Annotated in this window: 12 protein-coding genes; 7 read left to right on the top strand and 5 right to left on the bottom strand. The window is 50.3% G+C overall.

The genetic code is table 11. The features are described from left to right. Positions 1 to 278: 278 nt before the first annotated feature. The gene (locus KDM87_RS01470) at positions 279 to 3893 is read right to left on the bottom strand and encodes an indolepyruvate ferredoxin oxidoreductase family protein (RefSeq protein WP_212677455.1); all 3615 of its coding nucleotides are present in this window, start codon (positions 3891 to 3893) and stop codon (positions 279 to 281) included. A gap of 575 nt (positions 3894 to 4468) precedes the next feature. On the opposite strand from KDM87_RS01470, the gene KDM87_RS01465 reads away from it, so the two are divergent. Next, positions 4469 to 5830, top strand: a complete 1362-nt coding sequence (locus tag KDM87_RS01465; protein ID WP_212677454.1) for a pyridoxal-phosphate dependent enzyme — start codon at positions 4469 to 4471, stop codon at positions 5828 to 5830. Between the two features lie 58 nt (positions 5831 to 5888). After that, positions 5889 to 7037, top strand: a complete 1149-nt coding sequence (locus tag KDM87_RS01460) for a trans-sulfuration enzyme family protein (RefSeq protein WP_212677453.1) — start codon at positions 5889 to 5891, stop codon at positions 7035 to 7037. 16 nt (positions 7038 to 7053) lie between these two features. Here the strand turns inward: KDM87_RS01460 and KDM87_RS01455 are convergent, their stop codons facing one another. Together KDM87_RS01455 and KDM87_RS01450 are read right to left on the bottom strand one after the other, a co-directional pair. Continuing rightward, positions 7054 to 7992, bottom strand: coding sequence for a LysR substrate-binding domain-containing protein (locus KDM87_RS01455; protein WP_212677452.1), 939 nt, complete (start codon positions 7990 to 7992; stop codon positions 7054 to 7056). A 2-nt stretch (positions 7993 to 7994) separates the two neighbouring features. Further along, on the bottom strand, positions 7995 to 8441 hold the full coding sequence (locus KDM87_RS01450; RefSeq protein ID WP_212677451.1) for an Lrp/AsnC family transcriptional regulator: 447 nt from the start codon (positions 8439 to 8441) through the stop codon (positions 7995 to 7997). Between the two features lie 132 nt (positions 8442 to 8573). Between KDM87_RS01450 and yedA the strand changes: the two genes are divergently transcribed. The 3 genes from yedA (at position 8574) to KDM87_RS01435 (ending at position 12654) form a co-directional block, all read left to right on the top strand. Further along, the gene (gene yedA, locus KDM87_RS01445; protein ID WP_212677450.1) at positions 8574 to 9446 is read left to right on the top strand and encodes a drug/metabolite exporter YedA; all 873 of its coding nucleotides are present in this window, start codon (positions 8574 to 8576) and stop codon (positions 9444 to 9446) included. A gap of 167 nt (positions 9447 to 9613) precedes the next feature. Next, the gene (locus tag KDM87_RS01440; RefSeq protein ID WP_212677449.1) at positions 9614 to 10216 is read left to right on the top strand and encodes a methylamine utilization protein; all 603 of its coding nucleotides are present in this window, start codon (positions 9614 to 9616) and stop codon (positions 10214 to 10216) included. Positions 10217 to 10296: 80 nt separating this feature from the next. Then, entirely contained in the window at positions 10297 to 12654 is a 2358-nt protein-coding gene (locus KDM87_RS01435; protein WP_212677448.1) for a bifunctional diguanylate cyclase/phosphodiesterase, read from the top strand. Here KDM87_RS01435 and KDM87_RS01430 read toward each other — a convergent pair. After that, the gene (locus KDM87_RS01430; RefSeq protein WP_212677447.1) at positions 12642 to 14354 is read right to left on the bottom strand and encodes a sensor domain-containing diguanylate cyclase; all 1713 of its coding nucleotides are present in this window, start codon (positions 14352 to 14354) and stop codon (positions 12642 to 12644) included. The genes KDM87_RS01435 and KDM87_RS01430 overlap by 13 nt on opposite strands. 463 nt (positions 14355 to 14817) lie before the next feature. Between KDM87_RS01430 and KDM87_RS01425 the strand changes: the two genes are divergently transcribed. Both KDM87_RS01425 and KDM87_RS01420 read left to right on the top strand, forming a co-directional pair. Continuing rightward, a complete protein-coding gene (locus tag KDM87_RS01425; protein ID WP_212677446.1) occupies positions 14818 to 15717 on the top strand; it encodes a DUF3034 family protein in 900 nt (299 codons plus the stop codon). A 2-nt stretch (positions 15718 to 15719) separates the two neighbouring features. Beyond that, the gene (locus KDM87_RS01420; RefSeq protein WP_212677445.1) at positions 15720 to 16169 is read left to right on the top strand and encodes a group I truncated hemoglobin; all 450 of its coding nucleotides are present in this window, start codon (positions 15720 to 15722) and stop codon (positions 16167 to 16169) included. Positions 16170 to 16302: 133 nt separating this feature from the next. Here KDM87_RS01420 and KDM87_RS01415 read toward each other — a convergent pair whose 3' ends face one another. After that, entirely contained in the window at positions 16303 to 16812 is a 510-nt protein-coding gene (locus tag KDM87_RS01415; protein WP_212677444.1) for a DUF1993 domain-containing protein, read from the bottom strand. Between the last annotated feature and the right edge of the window lie 25 nt (positions 16813 to 16837).

Below are 16837 nucleotides of genomic sequence, written 5' to 3'. Positions count from 1 at the left end.
TTCCTCAACAAGGTATGGCAAAGGTTTTCGCTCTGAACGGCGGATTTCCTTTGCTAATGAATTATGCAGCTAAGTTATATGACGTTAACGTAAACGTCAATGAGTATATGTAAGCAGGTAAAAAACGCGACACTCAATACTGGCGCGGCTTGCAGAGCAAAAATGGCTCAGCATACCGATGCAGATTAGGTGTCTGAAAAATATTCGCTTCTCGGCTCATTATTTATCGATCACAAGCGCGCCCACTGCCAACAACGGCAGAGGCACGCTTGTCAGCATCAGGCGACGCGGGAAAGTTCAGTTACCGTCGCTTTTTGCGGATCGAGCAATGCAGCTTTTTCAGCATAGTAGGCCTGTACCGATTTTTCCTTGACGTGACCGAAACCGCGGATATGCTCAGGCAAGCTTGCCAGCGCCACCGCCTGTTCCAGATTGTCCTGATTCAGACCTGAAATCAGCATCAGGATCAGATCGCGGTAGTCGGTAATCAGGGCTCGCTCAGAGCGACGTTCTGCGGTATGACCAAAGATATCCAGCACAGTGCCGCGTACACCTTTGCATTTCGCCAGCAGTTTGAATGCCTGCCAGACCCATGAGCCGTATTGCGCTTTGACCAGATGTCCTTGTCCATCCGTCTTCGAAAAAATAGGTGGCGCCAGATTGAATTTCAGACTGAAATCGCCTTCAAACTGTTGTTTAAGTTTGTCGGTAAATTCACCATTGGTGTACAACCGCGCAACTTCGTATTCATCTTTGTACGCCATCAGTTTGAAATAATATTTTGCCACCGCGGTACTCAGACGGTTCCCCTGGCCCATTGCGCTCTCCGCGCTGCGGACCCGGCTGACCAGATCGCTGTATTGGGCGGCATAGGCAGCATTCTGATATGCCGTCAGATAATCAACGCGACGCTGGATCAGCTTATCCAGACTTGGCGGCAGGCTGACAACGATGTTCTGCGCCGGAATCGCAATTTTTTCGACTTTCGCCAGATCGACCGCTGAGCGACGGCCCCACAGGAAAGCCTTTTTATTCGCTTCAACCGCCACGCCATTGAGTTCAATCGCCCGCATCAGCGCGGCTTCCGATACCGGGATCGCGCCTTTCTGATAAGCGAAACCCAGCATGAACAGATTGGTCGCAATTGAGTCACCCATCAGCGCGGTGGCCAGACGGGTGGCATTGATAAAATCGACCTTGCCATCAACTGATTCGCTGATCAGATGTTCAACTGACTCCAGCGGGAACTGCCAGTCTGCATTTTTGGCGAACGCACCAGTCGGCTGTTCATGGGTATTCACCACGGCACGGGTACGGCCGGCCCGCATTTTGGAAATCGCATCATGCGCACCAGCGGTCAGGATGTCGCACCCAAGGATCAGATCCGCTTCACCGGTGGCGATGCGTTGCGCACGCAGTTTGCCAGCCTGTTCGATGATGCGGATATGCGAAGTCACCGAGCCGTTTTTCTGCGACATACCGGTCATATCCAGCACCGATGCGCCCTTGCCTTCCAGATGCGCCGCCATGCCGAGCAAGGCACCAACGGTAATCACACCGGTACCGCCGATACCATTGAGCAGGATGTTGTATGCACTGCTGCAAGCTGGCAGTTGTGGCTCGGGCAAAGCACCAAAATCATCATTCTTTGCGGTGCCGGTTTTTGATTTGCGCAGCTTGCCGCCTTCTACCGTGACAAAGCTGGGGCAAAAGCCTTTGACGCAAGAATAATCTTTATTGCAGGAAGACTGATCGATCACGCGTTTGCGACCAAATTCTGTCTCCAGTGGCATCAGCGAGGTACAGTTAGATTGCGCGCCGCAATCACCACAGCCTTCACATACGGCATCGTTGATAAACAGACGCTGATTAGGGTCAGGGAATTCACCTTTTTTGCGGCGACGACGTTTTTCAGCGGCGCAGGTCTGATCGTAAATCAGCACGCTGCAGCCAGCGATTTCACGCAATTCGCGCTGTACCGCATCCATATCTTTACGATCGTGCAGCGTAACCATGGCAGGTAATTGCGAGCGATCGCTGTAACGCGACAAATCTTCCGTCACCAGCGCGATACGTTGCACGCCTTCGGCTGCCATTTGTTGCGCCATCATAGGCACGGTAATGGTGCCATCAACCGGCTGGCCACCAGTCATCGCGACTGCATCGTTATACAAAATTTTGTAGGTGATATTCACTTTGGCGGCCACCGCCGCGCGTATCGCCAGATAACCGGAATGGAAATACGTGCCGTCGCCGAGATTCTGAAACACATGTGGTAATGTGGAAAACGCCGCCTGACCTATCCACGGTGCGCCCTCGCCACCCATGTGGGTCGTGAGCTTGTTGTGTTCAGGATAAATCGCGGTCGCCATCACGTGGCAACCGATACCGGCCAGCGCCAGACTGCCTTCCGGTACTTTGGTCGAAGTGTTATGCGGGCAGCCTGAGCAATAGTACGCCGGACGCGCCGGGGTATTCACCTGCTTGGTCAGCACCACATCTTTCGCTTCCAGAAAAGCCAGACGTGCCTTGATCAGATCACTGGTGTGGAAGCGCGCAATCCGTGAAGAAATCACACGTGCAATCTGCGCCACAGAAAAATCTGCCTTGGACGTCAGCAGCCATTCGCCACGCGGATGTACCCATTCGCCTTTTTCGTCGAACTTACCGATCACGCGCGGACGCACATCGTCGCGCCAGTTATACAACTGTTCTTTGAGCTGGTATTCAGCCATCTGGCGTTTTTCTTCGACGACCAGAATCTCATCCAGCCCTTGTGCAAATTCGCGTATGCCATCCGGTTCCAGCGGCCACGGCATCGCCACTTTATACAGGCGAATACCGATCTCGGCGGCGAATTGTTCATCGATGCCCAGTTCTTCCAGTGCTTCCAGCACATCCAGATAAGATTTGCCCGACGCGACAATACCCAGTCTGGCATGCGGGCTGTCTATCGTTACGTGATTGAGTTTGTTGACACGCGCATACGCCAGCGCTGCATAGATTTTGTAATCCTGCATCAGCGCTTCCTGCTTACGCGCCTGTATGCCCAGCGTGTCCAGCGACAAGCGGGTATTGAGGCCACCTTCGGGCATCACGAAATCTTGCGGTAGTTGTATCTGCAAACGGAACGGGTCAGCATCAACCGAAGCGGTGGATTCCACCGTGTCTGCAAGCGCCTTGAAGCCGACGGCACAACCGGAAAACCGCGACATCGCCCACGCATGCAAGCCCAGATCCAGGTATTCCTGCACATTGCAGGGATACAGCATAGGAATCATGCAGGCAGAAAAAATATGGTCGGACTGATGCGGCAAGGTTGACGAATAGGCGCCATGGTCATCACCGGCCACCAGCAAGACGCCGCCATGTTTGGCGGTACCGGCATGGTTCATGTGTTTGAACACATCGCCGCAGCGGTCCACGCCCGGGCCTTTGCCATACCACATAGAAAACACGCCATCGTATTTAGCCGGGCCAATCAGATCGACGGTCTGGGTGCCCCAGACCGCAGTTGCGGCCAGATCTTCATTCACACCGGGAACAAACCGGACGTGATTTTGTTCTAGTAATTTTTTGGTTTTCCACAAAGTCTCATCGAGACCACCGAGCGGCGAACCGCGATAACCGGAAATAAAACCGGCCGTATTCAGCCCTGTGGCCAAATCGCGCTGGCGTTGTATCATCGGCAGACGGACTAAGGCCTGTATGCCTGAGAGGAAAATCGTTCCGCTGTTGGACGTGTATTTATCGTCGAGCTTCACATCGTGCAAAATCGGTGTGGCGGCAGGATTAACTGAAGGTGCGGACTGGGCAGATGCTGCTGTGGTGGACGGGCTTGCGCCTGAGGCGGACGAAAGTCCAGCAGACCCCATCGTGGTGTCGGTTGACATAGTGGCTCCAAAATTTGTGATTTTTGATCGCAAAGAACATGCAAAGCGTCCGGTAAGACACAAATTTGTTCGTCACCTGTAGCGAGGTATCGGGTACAGGTTAATTGCGTTGGCTGAGATAGCAGCCATTTTATGCGAATCCGGGACAAAACTCGATAGCCAGAGCAGCTATCACCACGGCAATGCTATATACGTCGCCACCGGAAACACGATTGATGACGCAGTTATTTGCAGTACCGTCTTTTGTCCAGATTCGGAAAGAGTTCAAAGAAAGCTTTCGAAATTATCGCTGCAGCGCTTTCCCGACTTCCTTTGAAATCTGCTGTGTTCACAGTGTAGAGCGCCAGATGGATTATAGAAAATACTGAATTCAAATACGGGTATCACAAAAATTGATAGCCGAATTTCTCCCCTGCTATTAATTCCAAAAATAAGCGTGCCACTTCTGACGGTATGCATTTTTTGCATTTGTTAGTACGAATTCATTCTTTCTTTGAACTCCGGCTGCACTGCTAAGATTCCACGCCTCAGATTGCCAAATTGCAATCTTCTACCCTATTGAACACCCCAAAAATATGTCTTTCGATCCCGTACTCACACTCATAGGTAATACGCCAGTTGTCCGCATCCAGTCATTGGATACCGGTCTGTGCGAACTGTATGTCAAACTGGAAAACCAGAATCCCGGCGGTTCTATTAAAGACAGAATCGCCCTTTCCATGATAGAAGCGGCCGAGCGCAGTGGTGAACTGCAACCCGGCGGAACGATCATTGAAGCCACAGCGGGTAATACCGGATTAGGGCTGGCGTTGGTGGCAATCCGCAAAGGTTACAAAATCAAGCTGGTGGTGCCGGATAAAATGAGTACAGAAAAAATCCAGCAACTCAAAGCAATGGGTGTGGAAGTATTGCTGACACGTTCAGATGTCAGCAAAGGCCATCCTCTTTACTATCAGGATTATGCCCGCCGCATCGCTGATGAAACGCCGGGTTCGTTCTACATCGACCAGTTCAATAATCCTGCGAACCCACTCGCGCATCAAACCGGTACCGGGCCAGAAATCTGGCAACAGATGGAACACCAGCTTGACGCCATCGCCGTCGGTGTCGGCTCCAGCGGCACCTTGTCTGGACTCAGCGCGTATTTTTCAGGCGTCGCGCCAGCACTGGAATTCGTGCTCGCTGACCCGCAAGGTTCGATACTCGCTGATTACGTTGAAACCGGCAGCTACGGCAACGCAGGCAGCTGGCGCGTGGAAGGCATAGGTGAAGACTTCATCCCGCCACTGGCAGATTTTTCCATGGTGAAAACTGCATATCGGATCAGCGATGAAGAAAGTCTGTTCACCGCCCGCGCCCTGTTAGAAAAAGAGGGCTTGCTGGCGGGCTCTTCGAGCGGCACGCTGGTTGCCGCCGCGCTGCGCTACTGCCGTGCGCAGACAGAACCTAAACGTGTACTGACTTTCATCTGCGACAGCGGCAACAAATATCTTTCCAAACAATTCAACGATAACTGGCTGGTTGATCAAGGTTTGCTGTTACAGCAGCAACACGACAATCTGACGGATCTGATTACGCGACCTCATCAGCGTGGTGCCACTGTCTTTGCACGGCAGGAAGACACACTGGCAGACGCGTATCAGAAAATGCGCCGTCATGATATTTCGCAAATGCCAGTCATCGCAGGCGATGCACAGCTGGTCGGCATTATTGACGAGTGGGATATTTTGCAGGCGCTGCGCGCCGATAAAGCCAACTTTACGCAACCAGTGCGCCAGGTGATGAGTAAGGATCTGCTGACACTGCATCCACACGACCCGCTGGAAAACCTGCTCGCTATCTTCCGCGAAAACAAGGTCGCACCCGTTATCGATGACGGCAATTTCCTCGGCCTGATTACGCAAACCGACGTGATCAATTACTGGCAACGCCATTAATCCGGCCACCGCGATGCATCGCAGTGCCACAGTCTTCATTCATTTTTAGGAAATAAATATGTCTCATCCCGATACCCTGAGCGTACATGCCGGTTACCAGCCAGATAGCACTGGCGCGGTCATGCCGCCGATTTATCTGAGCTCCACCTACGCACAACGCGCACCGGGTGAGCACAGTGGCTTTGAATATGGGCGCAGCGGCAATCCCAGCCGTCAGGCTTTCGAGCAGGCGCTGGCAGAATTAGAGGGCGGCACTGCCGGTTTCGCCTTCGCTTCCGGTCTGGGTGCCATGACTACCGTAATGGAATTACTGGAAGCCGGTAGCGAAATCGTTGCGGTCGACGATTTATATGGCGGTGCGTGGCGCTTATTTGAACAGGTCAAAGCACGTAGTACTGGTTTAAAAGTACGCTATGTTGCGCCCGACGATCTGACCGCTTTGCGATCAGCAATCACACCCGCCACTAAACTAGTCTGGCTGGAAGTACCGACTAATCCACTGCTGAAATTTCCGGATATCGCTGCCATCACGGAAATCGCCCGCGGCGTTGGCGCTTTGACCGTTGTTGATGCGACCTTCGTCACCCCTTACCTGTTGAAACCACTGGAATTTGGTGCCGATATCGTGCTGCATTCCATCACCAAATATCTGAACGGTCATTCTGATGTGATCGGTGGTGCTGTCATCGTTAAAGATCCGGCACTGGCAGATAAATTGCGCTGGTTGCAAAATGCGGTTGGTGCCGTATTGGCACCGTTCGACAGCTTTCTCGCATTGCGCGGCTTACGCACATTGGCTTTGCGTATGCAAAGACACAGCAGCAATGCGTTGACGCTGGCAAGATGGCTGCAACAGCAAAGCGGAATCAGCGATGTGATTTATCCCGGCCTCGCCTCGCATCCGCAACATGCACTTGCACAAAGGCTGCTGCCGAAAGGACAAAGTGGCGTTATCTCCATCAGACTCAACACCGATATCGCTGGCTTGCGACGCTTCGTTGCGGCACTGAAATTATTCACGCTGGCGGAAAGCCTTGGCGGTGTGGAAAGCCTGATTAACCATCCATGGTCGATGACACATGCAGCAATACCAGAAGCATTGCGCATTCAAAGAGGAATAGGTGAAAATTTACTGCGCTTGTCGGTTGGTATTGAACATCCGGATGATTTACAAGCGGATCTGGCGCAAGCCTTAGCGGCGATCTGAACAACAACGGCGGGGCTTACGACATCAGATTACGCGTATGCGGCCAGACCCGCTGCAGGCAAAGTTGCCGGGTGACGTCGAGCACTCGTTTTTCGACTGCCATCGCCGCATTTGTCAGCGGAATATTTTTGGAGGCACACAGCGTCACGGTACGCGACAACTTCACATCGCTGACAGGCCACGCCAGCAACTCTCCGCGTTCGATTTCCGCCAGCATAGGCGCGGCCGGCAAAATAGTCGCGCCCATATCCGCCAGCAATGCCGATTTCAGAATGGCAATTGAAGTGATATCAATCACTTGCTCGATTTCCAGTCCGTGTTCACGCGCCACTTTTTCTATTCCGGGCCGCACGCCATGCTGAATACTCGGCAGGATCAACGGCGTCTGCAACGCCTTTTTCAGACTGATGCTTTTGCGTTTACAAGCAAACTGCGAATCTGCGCGGGTGATATACATCATTTCTTCTTCAACCAGCGGTGTGCATGCGAAATGATTTTGCAGTTGTCCATCATCGAACAGAATCGCCAGATTCAGACGACCTGATTTCAACTGCTCGGTCAGATTGCCGGTCAGCTCTTCTGTGAGTTGAAAAACGATATCCGGAAATGCAGCACGCACCGCCGTTAGCAAAGGGAAAGCAAGCGCACCGGAAACGCTTTGAGGTATGCCCAAAGCGACCGTACCGCTGGGCTTATCGGCTGATTGTGTCACCGCTGATTTGGCATCGCTGACCTGTTTCAGTATGGCTTGCGCATGTTCATAAAACAGCTTACCGGCATCAGTCGCTTGCATACCCTGCGCTGACCGGTGCAGCAAGGTAGCGCCCAGTTCTTCTTCGAGATGTTGTAATTGTTGCGTCAATGCGGGCTGGACGATGTGCAGCACTTTCGCTGCACGTGACAAGGAACCATGATCCACAATCGCGATGAAATAACGTAACTGACGCAGTTCCATGCTTACTCCACCGGCTTGATAGCACGTCGCTCTATGGATGAAGACAAAATCAACGAAGTCGATGTCACGCCACAGCGTGCCAGGCTGGCAATCACCCGTTCCAATTCGCGGACAGATGAAGCGACCACTTTAACGATCACGCAATCTTCACCGGTAATCGCGTGGCATTCGACCACTTCCGGCACCTGCTCAGCAATTTTAACGACAGGCATATCACTGGAACGACTTGCTATCCGCACAAAGGCGGTGATGCCATAACCTAAGGCGTCCGGATTGACGTGGGCGTGGTAGCCCGTAATGACTTTTGCGACTTCCATGCGCTTGATGCGCTCCGCTACTGCTGGCTGGCTTAAATGGATGCGTCGCCCAATTTCGGCCAACGTCACCCGAGCATCTGCCTGCAGAATGTCGAGAATTCTGGCGTCCATCATGTCCAATTCAATCTTCATGGTGAAATCGTCTTTTTTCAATTAATTTAAAAGAAATGTACCTGATTTACCTTGAACTATCCATTTAAAAACAAGACAGAGTTCCTTACACTATTCCACATTCAGCTATTTTCCTCATTCTCATCCATTTGCATGCGCCACTTGCCCCGCTCCGTTTTAACTGCTCTGCTCACCGTTTATGTTGTCTGGGGCTCTACCTATTTCGCCATCCAAGTTGCCTTACAAGCGTTTCCACCTTTCATGATGATAGGCACGCGCTTTCTGGCCGCTGGCGCGATTTTATTTGCCTGGCAAAAATGGCGTGGCGCAGCGAACCCGACACTCAGCGAGTGGCGGGACGGTGGCATTGTCGGCATATTGATGCTGGGCGGCGGCACAGGGCTGACCGCCTGCGCGCAGCAATATGTGTCTTCGGGGCTGACAGCCGTATTTATCGCCTGCTCTCCGATGATTTTATCGGGCTTATCAGGACTATTCGGCGACTGGCCTAAACGCCGCGAATGGATAGGAATATTCGCCGGTTTCATTGGTGCGATGTTGCTGGCGTCTGATGGTGATTTTGCCGCGAAACCTATCGGTGTCTTGTTTCTGCTCGGTGCGATCTTGTGCTGGGATGTCGGCTCTATCCTGTCGCAGAAAAAACTCAAAATGGCGGCTGGCGGCATGGGCTTCGCAAGTGAAATGCTGATCGGCGGTTTGTTTCTGGTGATTGTCAGTCTGTTGAAAGGCGAAAGCATGACAGGGCCCGTCACTGTTGAAGCGCTGACGGCGTGGGCCTATCTGGTCGTCGCAGGCTCTTTACTGGCATTCACTGCGTATATGTATTTACTGTCGAAAGTGTCCACCGGGCTCGCTGCCAGCTACGCGTATGTGAATCCTGTCATCGCTGTTGCACTTGGTGTTTTGTTTGGCGGTGAACATTTGTCCTTCAAAGCCATGCTGGCCATGGCCGTCATACTTGGCAGCGTGGTTTTGCTGACCACGGCACGTCAGACCAGTAAATAACAAAACAGTTTATTGGCACTGCGCGGCATCCAGATCAAGCATCGTTATGAAACGACAACGAACACCGCCTGCCGCGCTGATTTTCATACTCCCAATCGAAAAATGGTAAGCTAAGTTTCCCCGGCATCCTTTACTTAGATCGCCGCCAACTGTGCAAGAAAGTCTGTATGCGCTTATCCATTTTTCCTCTTGCTATTGTCAGCATGTTGTTTGCCGTTCAGGCGAGCGCGAACGATACCATCATTCATGTTATCGACAGTGCCGGTAATCCCCTGGAAAATGCCGTCGTGTATGCAGAAGCGCCCGGCCTCGCCATCACGAGCAAACCCGGCAGCGCGGAAATTGAACAAAAAGATAAAAAATTTATTCCACTGGTATCTGTCATACAAACCGGTACTTCGGTTGCATTTCCGAACAACGACAAGGTAAAACATCACGCCTATTCATTCTCAGCACCGAAGCAGTTTGAATTAAAACTATATTCGGGAAAACCGTCTGCGCCGGTGTTGTTCGATAAGCCAGGCACGGTAGTCGTCGGCTGCAATATTCACGATCAGATGGTGGCTTATATTCATGTGGTGAACACGCCGTATTTTTCAAAAACAGATGTAAAAGGTGTGGCTAGACTGAACAATCTTCCAACGGGGAAATACACGCTGAAGGTCTGGCATTATCTACAGGCTCCTGGAGCAGAAATTAAAGAACAAGTTTTACAGGTCGGCGCAGAAAATGTACCGCTGACTATACGGCTGAACGTCAAAGCCAGCTAAACAAAACAGCATTGAATTCAACAAAGTCGCTACCTGTTCCATTCAAAAAAGTAAGTAATGAAGTAAAAGGAAAATACAAAATGCGTTTTCACAGTTTGGAAAGCCGGGTTGTCGTCTTATTCATCAGCTTGCTTCTGACCTTGCAACTGGTCGCTTATTTTGCGATTGGAAACGCCATTGATACTAATGCCCGCAGCGCTATTGAATCTGAACTGAAAATCAGCACAAAAGTTTTTTCGCGCTTACTGGATCAGAATGCACAAAAACTGATACAAGGTGCAACGCTGCTCTCGAAAGATTATGCATTTCGTGAAGCCATCGGCACGCATGACACTGAAACCATCGTTTCCACCTTATTGAATCATGGTCAGCGCTTAGGTGCAGATTTAACCATGCTGGTTGATCTGGATGGAAAAATCACAGCAGCCAGCAGCGATACGCTGGCGCATGGCTTGCAGCAATCTGTTTCTTCCATGATCAAGACTGCCACTGAAAAAGGCAGCGCCGGTAATATTGATATCGTTGATGGTAAGCCTTATCAGATGGTGATGGTTCCGGTGTTAGCTCCGGTCACTATCAGCTGGGTTGTCATGGCGATTCCGCTGGATCAGACGCTGGTCAGCGATATGCGTGAATTATCGAAGATGCAAATCAGCTTGCTCACCTCGCAAAACCGTTCACCGTGGAAAATGAACGTCTCCACGCTGGAGCAGCAAGAAGCCTTGCAACTGGCAAGTGCTTTGCCAAAAGATGAGGCTGGGCCAAGGCTCATGCGCGATATGGAAATCGGCGACAATCATTACCGTACGAATGTGTTGCCGCTGGCCAGCAACGGCAATAACAGTGCGGTTGCAGTGCTTCAATTGTCGATTGATCAGGCTGTTGCTCCCTATAAAAAATTACAGAGAAATCTGCTGATACTGACCGTACTCGGATGTATTGTTGCCAGCATCATCAGCGCGGTCACTGCTCGACGCGTCATCGAACCCGTCAGACAGCTTGCCGATACCGCCCGTCGTCTTGGTACTGGCGATTATCTGACGCCCATCAAGGTCGAAAGAACAGATGAAATCGGTGATCTGGCCAACAGCTTTTCGCATATGCGTGACGCCATCGCTTCACGTGAACAAGAAATCAGGCGTCTTGCTTACTGGGATACGCTGACAATATTGCCGAACCGCGCCTTATTCAGAGAGATGCTGGACGAGGCGATCACACTGGCCAAAAGCCGCTTAAGCACATGCTATGTGCTGATGATGGATCTGGACAGATTCAAACACGTCAATGACGTCATGGGCCACAGCTTCGGCGATATTTTGCTGCAAGAAGTCGCCCATCGCCTGAAAGTGGAACTAGGTGCAGGCAACATTCAACCTGCACGTCTCGGCGGTGATGAATTTGCTGTGCTGCTACCAGAAACGACAGAGGAGGTGGCGCTACAGATTGCAGAAAAGATTCTACATGCGTTGGAACATCCGATATCGATAGAGGATCAGACCGTCGATATCGGTGCCAGTATAGGCATCGCTGGTTTTCCCTCGCATGCCGCTGATGCGGCCACACTATTAAGCCGCGTCGAGGTAGCTATGTATGCGGCCAAGCAGGCAAAAAACGGCGCGGTGATTTACGCGCCGGACATCGACAAATCCAGCCAGCAAAGTTTATCGCTGCTGAGCGAAATGCGCACCGCGCTTGAGCGCAACGATTTCCGTCTCTACGTACAACCCAAAGTCTCGCTGACCAACGGTGAGGTCGTTGCGGTCGAAGCTTTAGTCCGATGGTTGCATCCGGAACGCAATTTCATCTATCCGGATCAGTTCATTCCCTTCGCTGAGCAGACAGGTTTCATCCGTCAGTTGACACACTGGATGATGAACGCATCAGCACAAGCTTGCCGCGAATGGAAAAATGCCGGGATTCATCTGAAAATATCAGTCAATATTTCGACACGTGATCTGATGGATCAGGAGCTGCCAGAAAAATTTGCAAATATCCTTTCACTGCATCAGGTACAAGCTGCCGATTTTTGTCTGGAAATTACGGAAAGTGCCATCATGGATGACCCGGTACGTGCCCATCTGACGCTGGATAAATTACATGCGATGGGGATGGAGTTATCAATCGATGATTTCGGTACTGGTTATTCATCTCTGGCTTATCTGAAGCGACTGCCAGTGAATGAACTGAAAATTGATAAATCCTTCGTATTAAAAATGGAACAGGATATTGACGACACAAAAATCGTCAAATCAACTATCGATCTCGGACACAACATGGGGTTGAGAGTTGTTGCCGAAGGCATAGAAAATGCGAAAGTGATGAATTTATTAAAAGAGCTTGGATGCGATCAAGGGCAAGGCTATCACATCAGCAGACCTATGCCGGCCAGTGAGTTGCAACCATGGCTGCTGACCTGGTCGCAGCATCAGACGATATGAATCAGCTGTCCTGATTTGCGGTCGCGCTTGGAATTGTACATACGGCTATCGGCAATCTTGAGCAATTGCACATACTCATCACCATCCTCGGGAAAACACGCCCAGCCTATTGATGCGCCAATTTCAACGACCGCGCTATCTAACGCGATAGGCTGTTCGACCAGAGAGGAGATTTTCTCCACCATGTTGTGAATATCAATAGAATTTTTGGTGTCCCTCAACAGCAATACAAATTCATCACCACCATAACGGGCAACATCATCGGTATCGCGGATCGCGGACAAAAGTCGTGCGGCGGTAATCATCAACACCTGATCGCCAGCATCATGACCATGGCTATCGTTAACCTGTTTAAAACGATCCAGATCAACGAATAGTAAAGTGAAGCCGTTTTCTTCGTCCGGGTTTTCTTTCGAGTTTTTTTGCAGGTAAGTGATTTTTGCAAACAATGACTCACGATTTGCGACTTGCGTCAGTTTGTCAAATCGCAGCTTTTTTTCCATATCAACAAAGGTCTGCGTCAATATGCCTATCTCATCCTGACGACGGATATGTAACTTAGGCATAGGCTCGCCATTACCGAATTTTTCTGCCGCTGCAGTGAGTTTTCGTATATCGCGAACCACTCGTTCAACAATGGTCAATCCTATCGTCAGTGCAAAAATAATACATGCGATAGCAATCACAACACTTTGCATGAAACCTTTGTTTATTTCACGCATGAAATCGGCACGTGGCACCGCGACAATCGTCTGCCAGTTCAACCCTTGTCTGCCACCGAGTGGAGATATGGCGACATCCACGGCGCCGCCGCTGAGATCCATCGCCAATACCTCTGGCTCTACCGTTTTTGACTTGCCAATATTCGAGAAAGTCTCTCTGATCAATGGCGTTTTCATATCGACCGCACGCATGCGTTCGGGTACGCCATTGACGGTACGCTGTGGCACCTCCTCGCCGGAAGTCGCAACGATATAACCATCGGCATCAACAATGTAGGCAACGCTGTTTTTGCTGATTTCCAGTTTTCGTAAAAAATTCGATAACTCCATCAAGGTCATATCAGTCGCCAACACGCCTGCAAACTCATGATTTTTCTGGAATACAGCCTTCGCCAGCGTAATTGTCGGAAAATTAAACGAAAAATTGTTGTAAATCTTGGACCATACTGGTTTTTCAGAGCGCATTGCCGTCTGATACCAGGGTCTTTTGCGCGGATCAAATTCATCACTACGGATCAGTTCCGAACGATCACCAATCCCCGTCACATGATAGACATCCCGACGGCTGGCCTCCGGTTCGCGCCAGAATAACTGGACATCTCGCTTGGATATTCGGTAGACACCGACAAAACGCCCGTCTTTGCCACCAAAATAGACGTAATTATTCACATCCATAAACAAGCCACTGGCGGCCCAGAACTTGTCTTCCAAAGTATGCATATCCATGGAAAATACATGCTCTTTCGGCATACGGTCTGCACTGGGCGCCACCGATTCCAGTGCGATCAAAGCGCCCTCTATATGTCTTTCAGTCGAGAGGTTGATGCGATTGACCATATCAACCAGCATACGCTGCGTGAGCGTATGCACCGCGTCTGTACCTGCCTTCATGGATACCCAGCCGATCGCAGCCGAAACGCCGATCACCAATAAGGTAATCGGAATCACAAGTTGGCGGCGCAGAGACGAATGACTCATATCAGATTCAGGCTAAACGACAAAAGTAGGAAAAAGTAATGTGCGGCGGAGCGATAAGATCTCATTCACTCAACTACGCCACTGTCATATTCAAAAGATGGAATAAAAAAATACCGTATTCGTGCAGCATACTATGAACTGCATGCGTGTCGATAGAGCGCTTACTCTGTTATCAGGTCAAAAATTTTATTATCGCAGCCCAATAGAAGGTCAGTCATTACAACAAGTTGGTTTTAGAATTTTCACATGCACTAAGCGCAATTATCTGCTCATTGCAGACCCTATCATAATGGAGTAATTGTGAAACGATGGCTTAGATAACGTGGAGCCGTGAATGACAGTATATTGCGCCCGTAAAGCAACATATTGCTATTTTCTGTTTGCACTGATAAGTTCAGAAAATATCAGAAGCGAGTTTATTGTTTTCAATTTTGCTTATTCGTTTCCCGGATGAAGGATATTTATGTCAGCCAAGATCCATTTTCTCTTCATCACCAATGTACTGCTATTGTTTACGCAGCAAAATGCCTATTCACAGATCGCTGCGCCAGACAGTGGTAAATTCCTGGCGACAGCTGGCGTCAGACAAGTGGAAGGCGCAGGCGGAGGTGGGATAGTGCCATGGGCATTAATTACTGGCTATGGCACAGAAGACAGTTATGGCGCCAATGCTTACCTGACCGTACTCTCAACTCAGGACTACCGCCTGAAGAGCTATGGTGTCGCCATCGGGCTTTTTGACAAGCTCGAATTATCGCTGGGAAAACAGGAGTTTACCGGTAGCAAAGCGCCATTGGATCAGCTTTCACTGCAACAAGACATCGCGGGAATCAAATTCAGAATATCTGGTGATCTCATTGCCGATCAGGATAACTGGAAACCTCAACTTGCCATCGGTGCCATGGTCAAACGTCATCAGGGCGTTCAAGGGCTGGATGCTCTCGGCGTCAGTAATGTAAAGCAACTCGGTGCCAAGAGTGATACCGGTATCGATTACTATGCGTCCGCGAGCAAACTATTTTTTGCGCAGAGCTTGCTCGTCAACGGAACACTCAGGCTGACTAAAGCAAACCAGATGGGGTTGCTGGGTTTTGGCGGAGACAAAAAAGACCAGTACCAGATCATGCCCGAAGCCTCGGTTGCCTATCTGCTGAATCGTAAGCTAGTCGCCGGTCTCGAATATCGACGGAAGCCAAACAATCTTAGTGTCGACGACGAGAAAGCCTATTACGATGCATTTGTCGCCTGGTTTCCGAATAAGACCATATCGCTGACACTCGCTTATGCGAATCTCGGTGACATTACGGTTTTCAATCCTAAAAGCCAGCGCGGCTGGTATGTCTCAGTTCAGGTCGGGAATTAAACATGCAACGACACTCTGTTTTCCACACTGTAGCGATCGTGCTGGCAATCGTACTGAGCGGACTAAGCGGCACCGCCACCGCGCAAACTTCAAGCGGAAGCTTGTATGAGGAACTAGGCAGCGACGCTGGTATCAGCCGTATTGTTGACGACACCTTACTCATAGTCTTGCAAGACCCGCGAATCAAAGAAGCGTTTAAAGACGTTAACATGAAACGGCTGGCCGGATTGCTGAAGGAACAATTCTGCGAAATCAGCGGCGGCCCCTGTCGCTATAGCGGCGACGATATGAAACTCACACATGAGGGGCAGGATGTCAGCAGCGCACAGTTCAATGCCCTGGCAGAAGATGTACAGATCGCGATGGAGAGACTTAACATTTCATCGTCGGTACAAAACAAACTGATCGCCAGGCTGGCTCCGATGAAACGGGATATTGTTATACGAAAATGAAACCGATGCCTCTGTCGGATCGCATAGGGCAATGCACATCCTGGAAAATTATTTTCGGAAAAAAACAACACCCAACTGAATCCATCATCGCAATGAGGTCTGGGTGTTCTTCCAATTTCACTTTACTGCTTAATTAATAAGCACCCATGAAGTCTTTTTTACCAAGCATGACACCGTTGTGGCGCAAAATGGCGTAAGTCGTTATGACGTGAAAAAAGAACTGTGGCAAACCGTATTGCAGTAAATAAGTTTGGCCGTTCAGTTTTTTTTCTTTAGGTGTACCGGGACGCAAAATAATTTCACGTTCTTCGCTACCCGCAAATTTTGCCGCGTCTAAAGAACTGATAAATGCTTTGGTTTTCGCTATCCGTGTCTGCAAATCGGCAAAAGTCTGCTCATTGTCTTCGTACGCTGGCAATTCAGTCTCTGCCAGACGACCGGCAACGCCTTTTGCAAAATCAGCCGCAATCTGCACCTGACGTATCAACGCGAACATGTCTGGAAATAAACGCGCTTGCAATAAAATCTCCGGCGCGATATTTTTTTCTACCGCGTGCTCTTCGGCTTTCTTTAAAACTTCGCTGAGACTATCCAGCATTTGGGTGAATACGGGCACTGATGCTGCATACATAGAAATCGTCATGGTGGGGTTCTCCGTTAATGGCTGA

The sequence above is a fragment of the Cognatundibacterium rivi genome (assembly GCF_018139565.1).
Classification (GTDB): Bacteria; Pseudomonadota; Gammaproteobacteria; order Burkholderiales; family Burkholderiaceae_D; genus Undibacterium; species Undibacterium rivi.
This window is presented reverse-complemented; position numbering and strand designations above follow the sequence as displayed.

Bases quoted from the DNA above. Each gene is read 5' to 3' on its own strand.
- KDM87_RS01415 (WP_212677444.1), bottom strand. From the start codon at position 16,812: ATGACGATTTCTATGTATGCAGCATCAGTGCCCGTATTCACCCAAATG.
- KDM87_RS01430 (WP_212677447.1), bottom strand. From the start codon at position 14,354: ATGAGTCATTCGTCTCTGCGCCGCCAACTTGTGATTCCGATTACCTTA.
- KDM87_RS01435 (WP_212677448.1), top strand. From the start codon at position 10,297: ATGCGTTTTCACAGTTTGGAAAGCCGGGTTGTCGTCTTATTCATCAGC.
- KDM87_RS01440 (WP_212677449.1), top strand. From the start codon at position 9,614: ATGCGCTTATCCATTTTTCCTCTTGCTATTGTCAGCATGTTGTTTGCC.
- KDM87_RS01450 (WP_212677451.1), bottom strand. From the start codon at position 8,441: ATGAAGATTGAATTGGACATGATGGACGCCAGAATTCTCGACATTCTG.
- KDM87_RS01425 (WP_212677446.1), top strand. From the start codon at position 14,818: ATGTCAGCCAAGATCCATTTTCTCTTCATCACCAATGTACTGCTATTG.
- KDM87_RS01420 (WP_212677445.1), top strand. From the start codon at position 15,720: ATGCAACGACACTCTGTTTTCCACACTGTAGCGATCGTGCTGGCAATC.
- KDM87_RS01460 (WP_212677453.1), top strand. From the start codon at position 5,889: ATGTCTCATCCCGATACCCTGAGCGTACATGCCGGTTACCAGCCAGAT.
- yedA (WP_212677450.1), top strand. From the start codon at position 8,574: ATGCGCCACTTGCCCCGCTCCGTTTTAACTGCTCTGCTCACCGTTTAT.
- KDM87_RS01465 (WP_212677454.1), top strand. From the start codon at position 4,469: ATGTCTTTCGATCCCGTACTCACACTCATAGGTAATACGCCAGTTGTC.
- KDM87_RS01455 (WP_212677452.1), bottom strand. From the start codon at position 7,992: ATGGAACTGCGTCAGTTACGTTATTTCATCGCGATTGTGGATCATGGT.
- KDM87_RS01470 (WP_212677455.1), bottom strand. From the start codon at position 3,893: ATGTCAACCGACACCACGATGGGGTCTGCTGGACTTTCGTCCGCCTCA.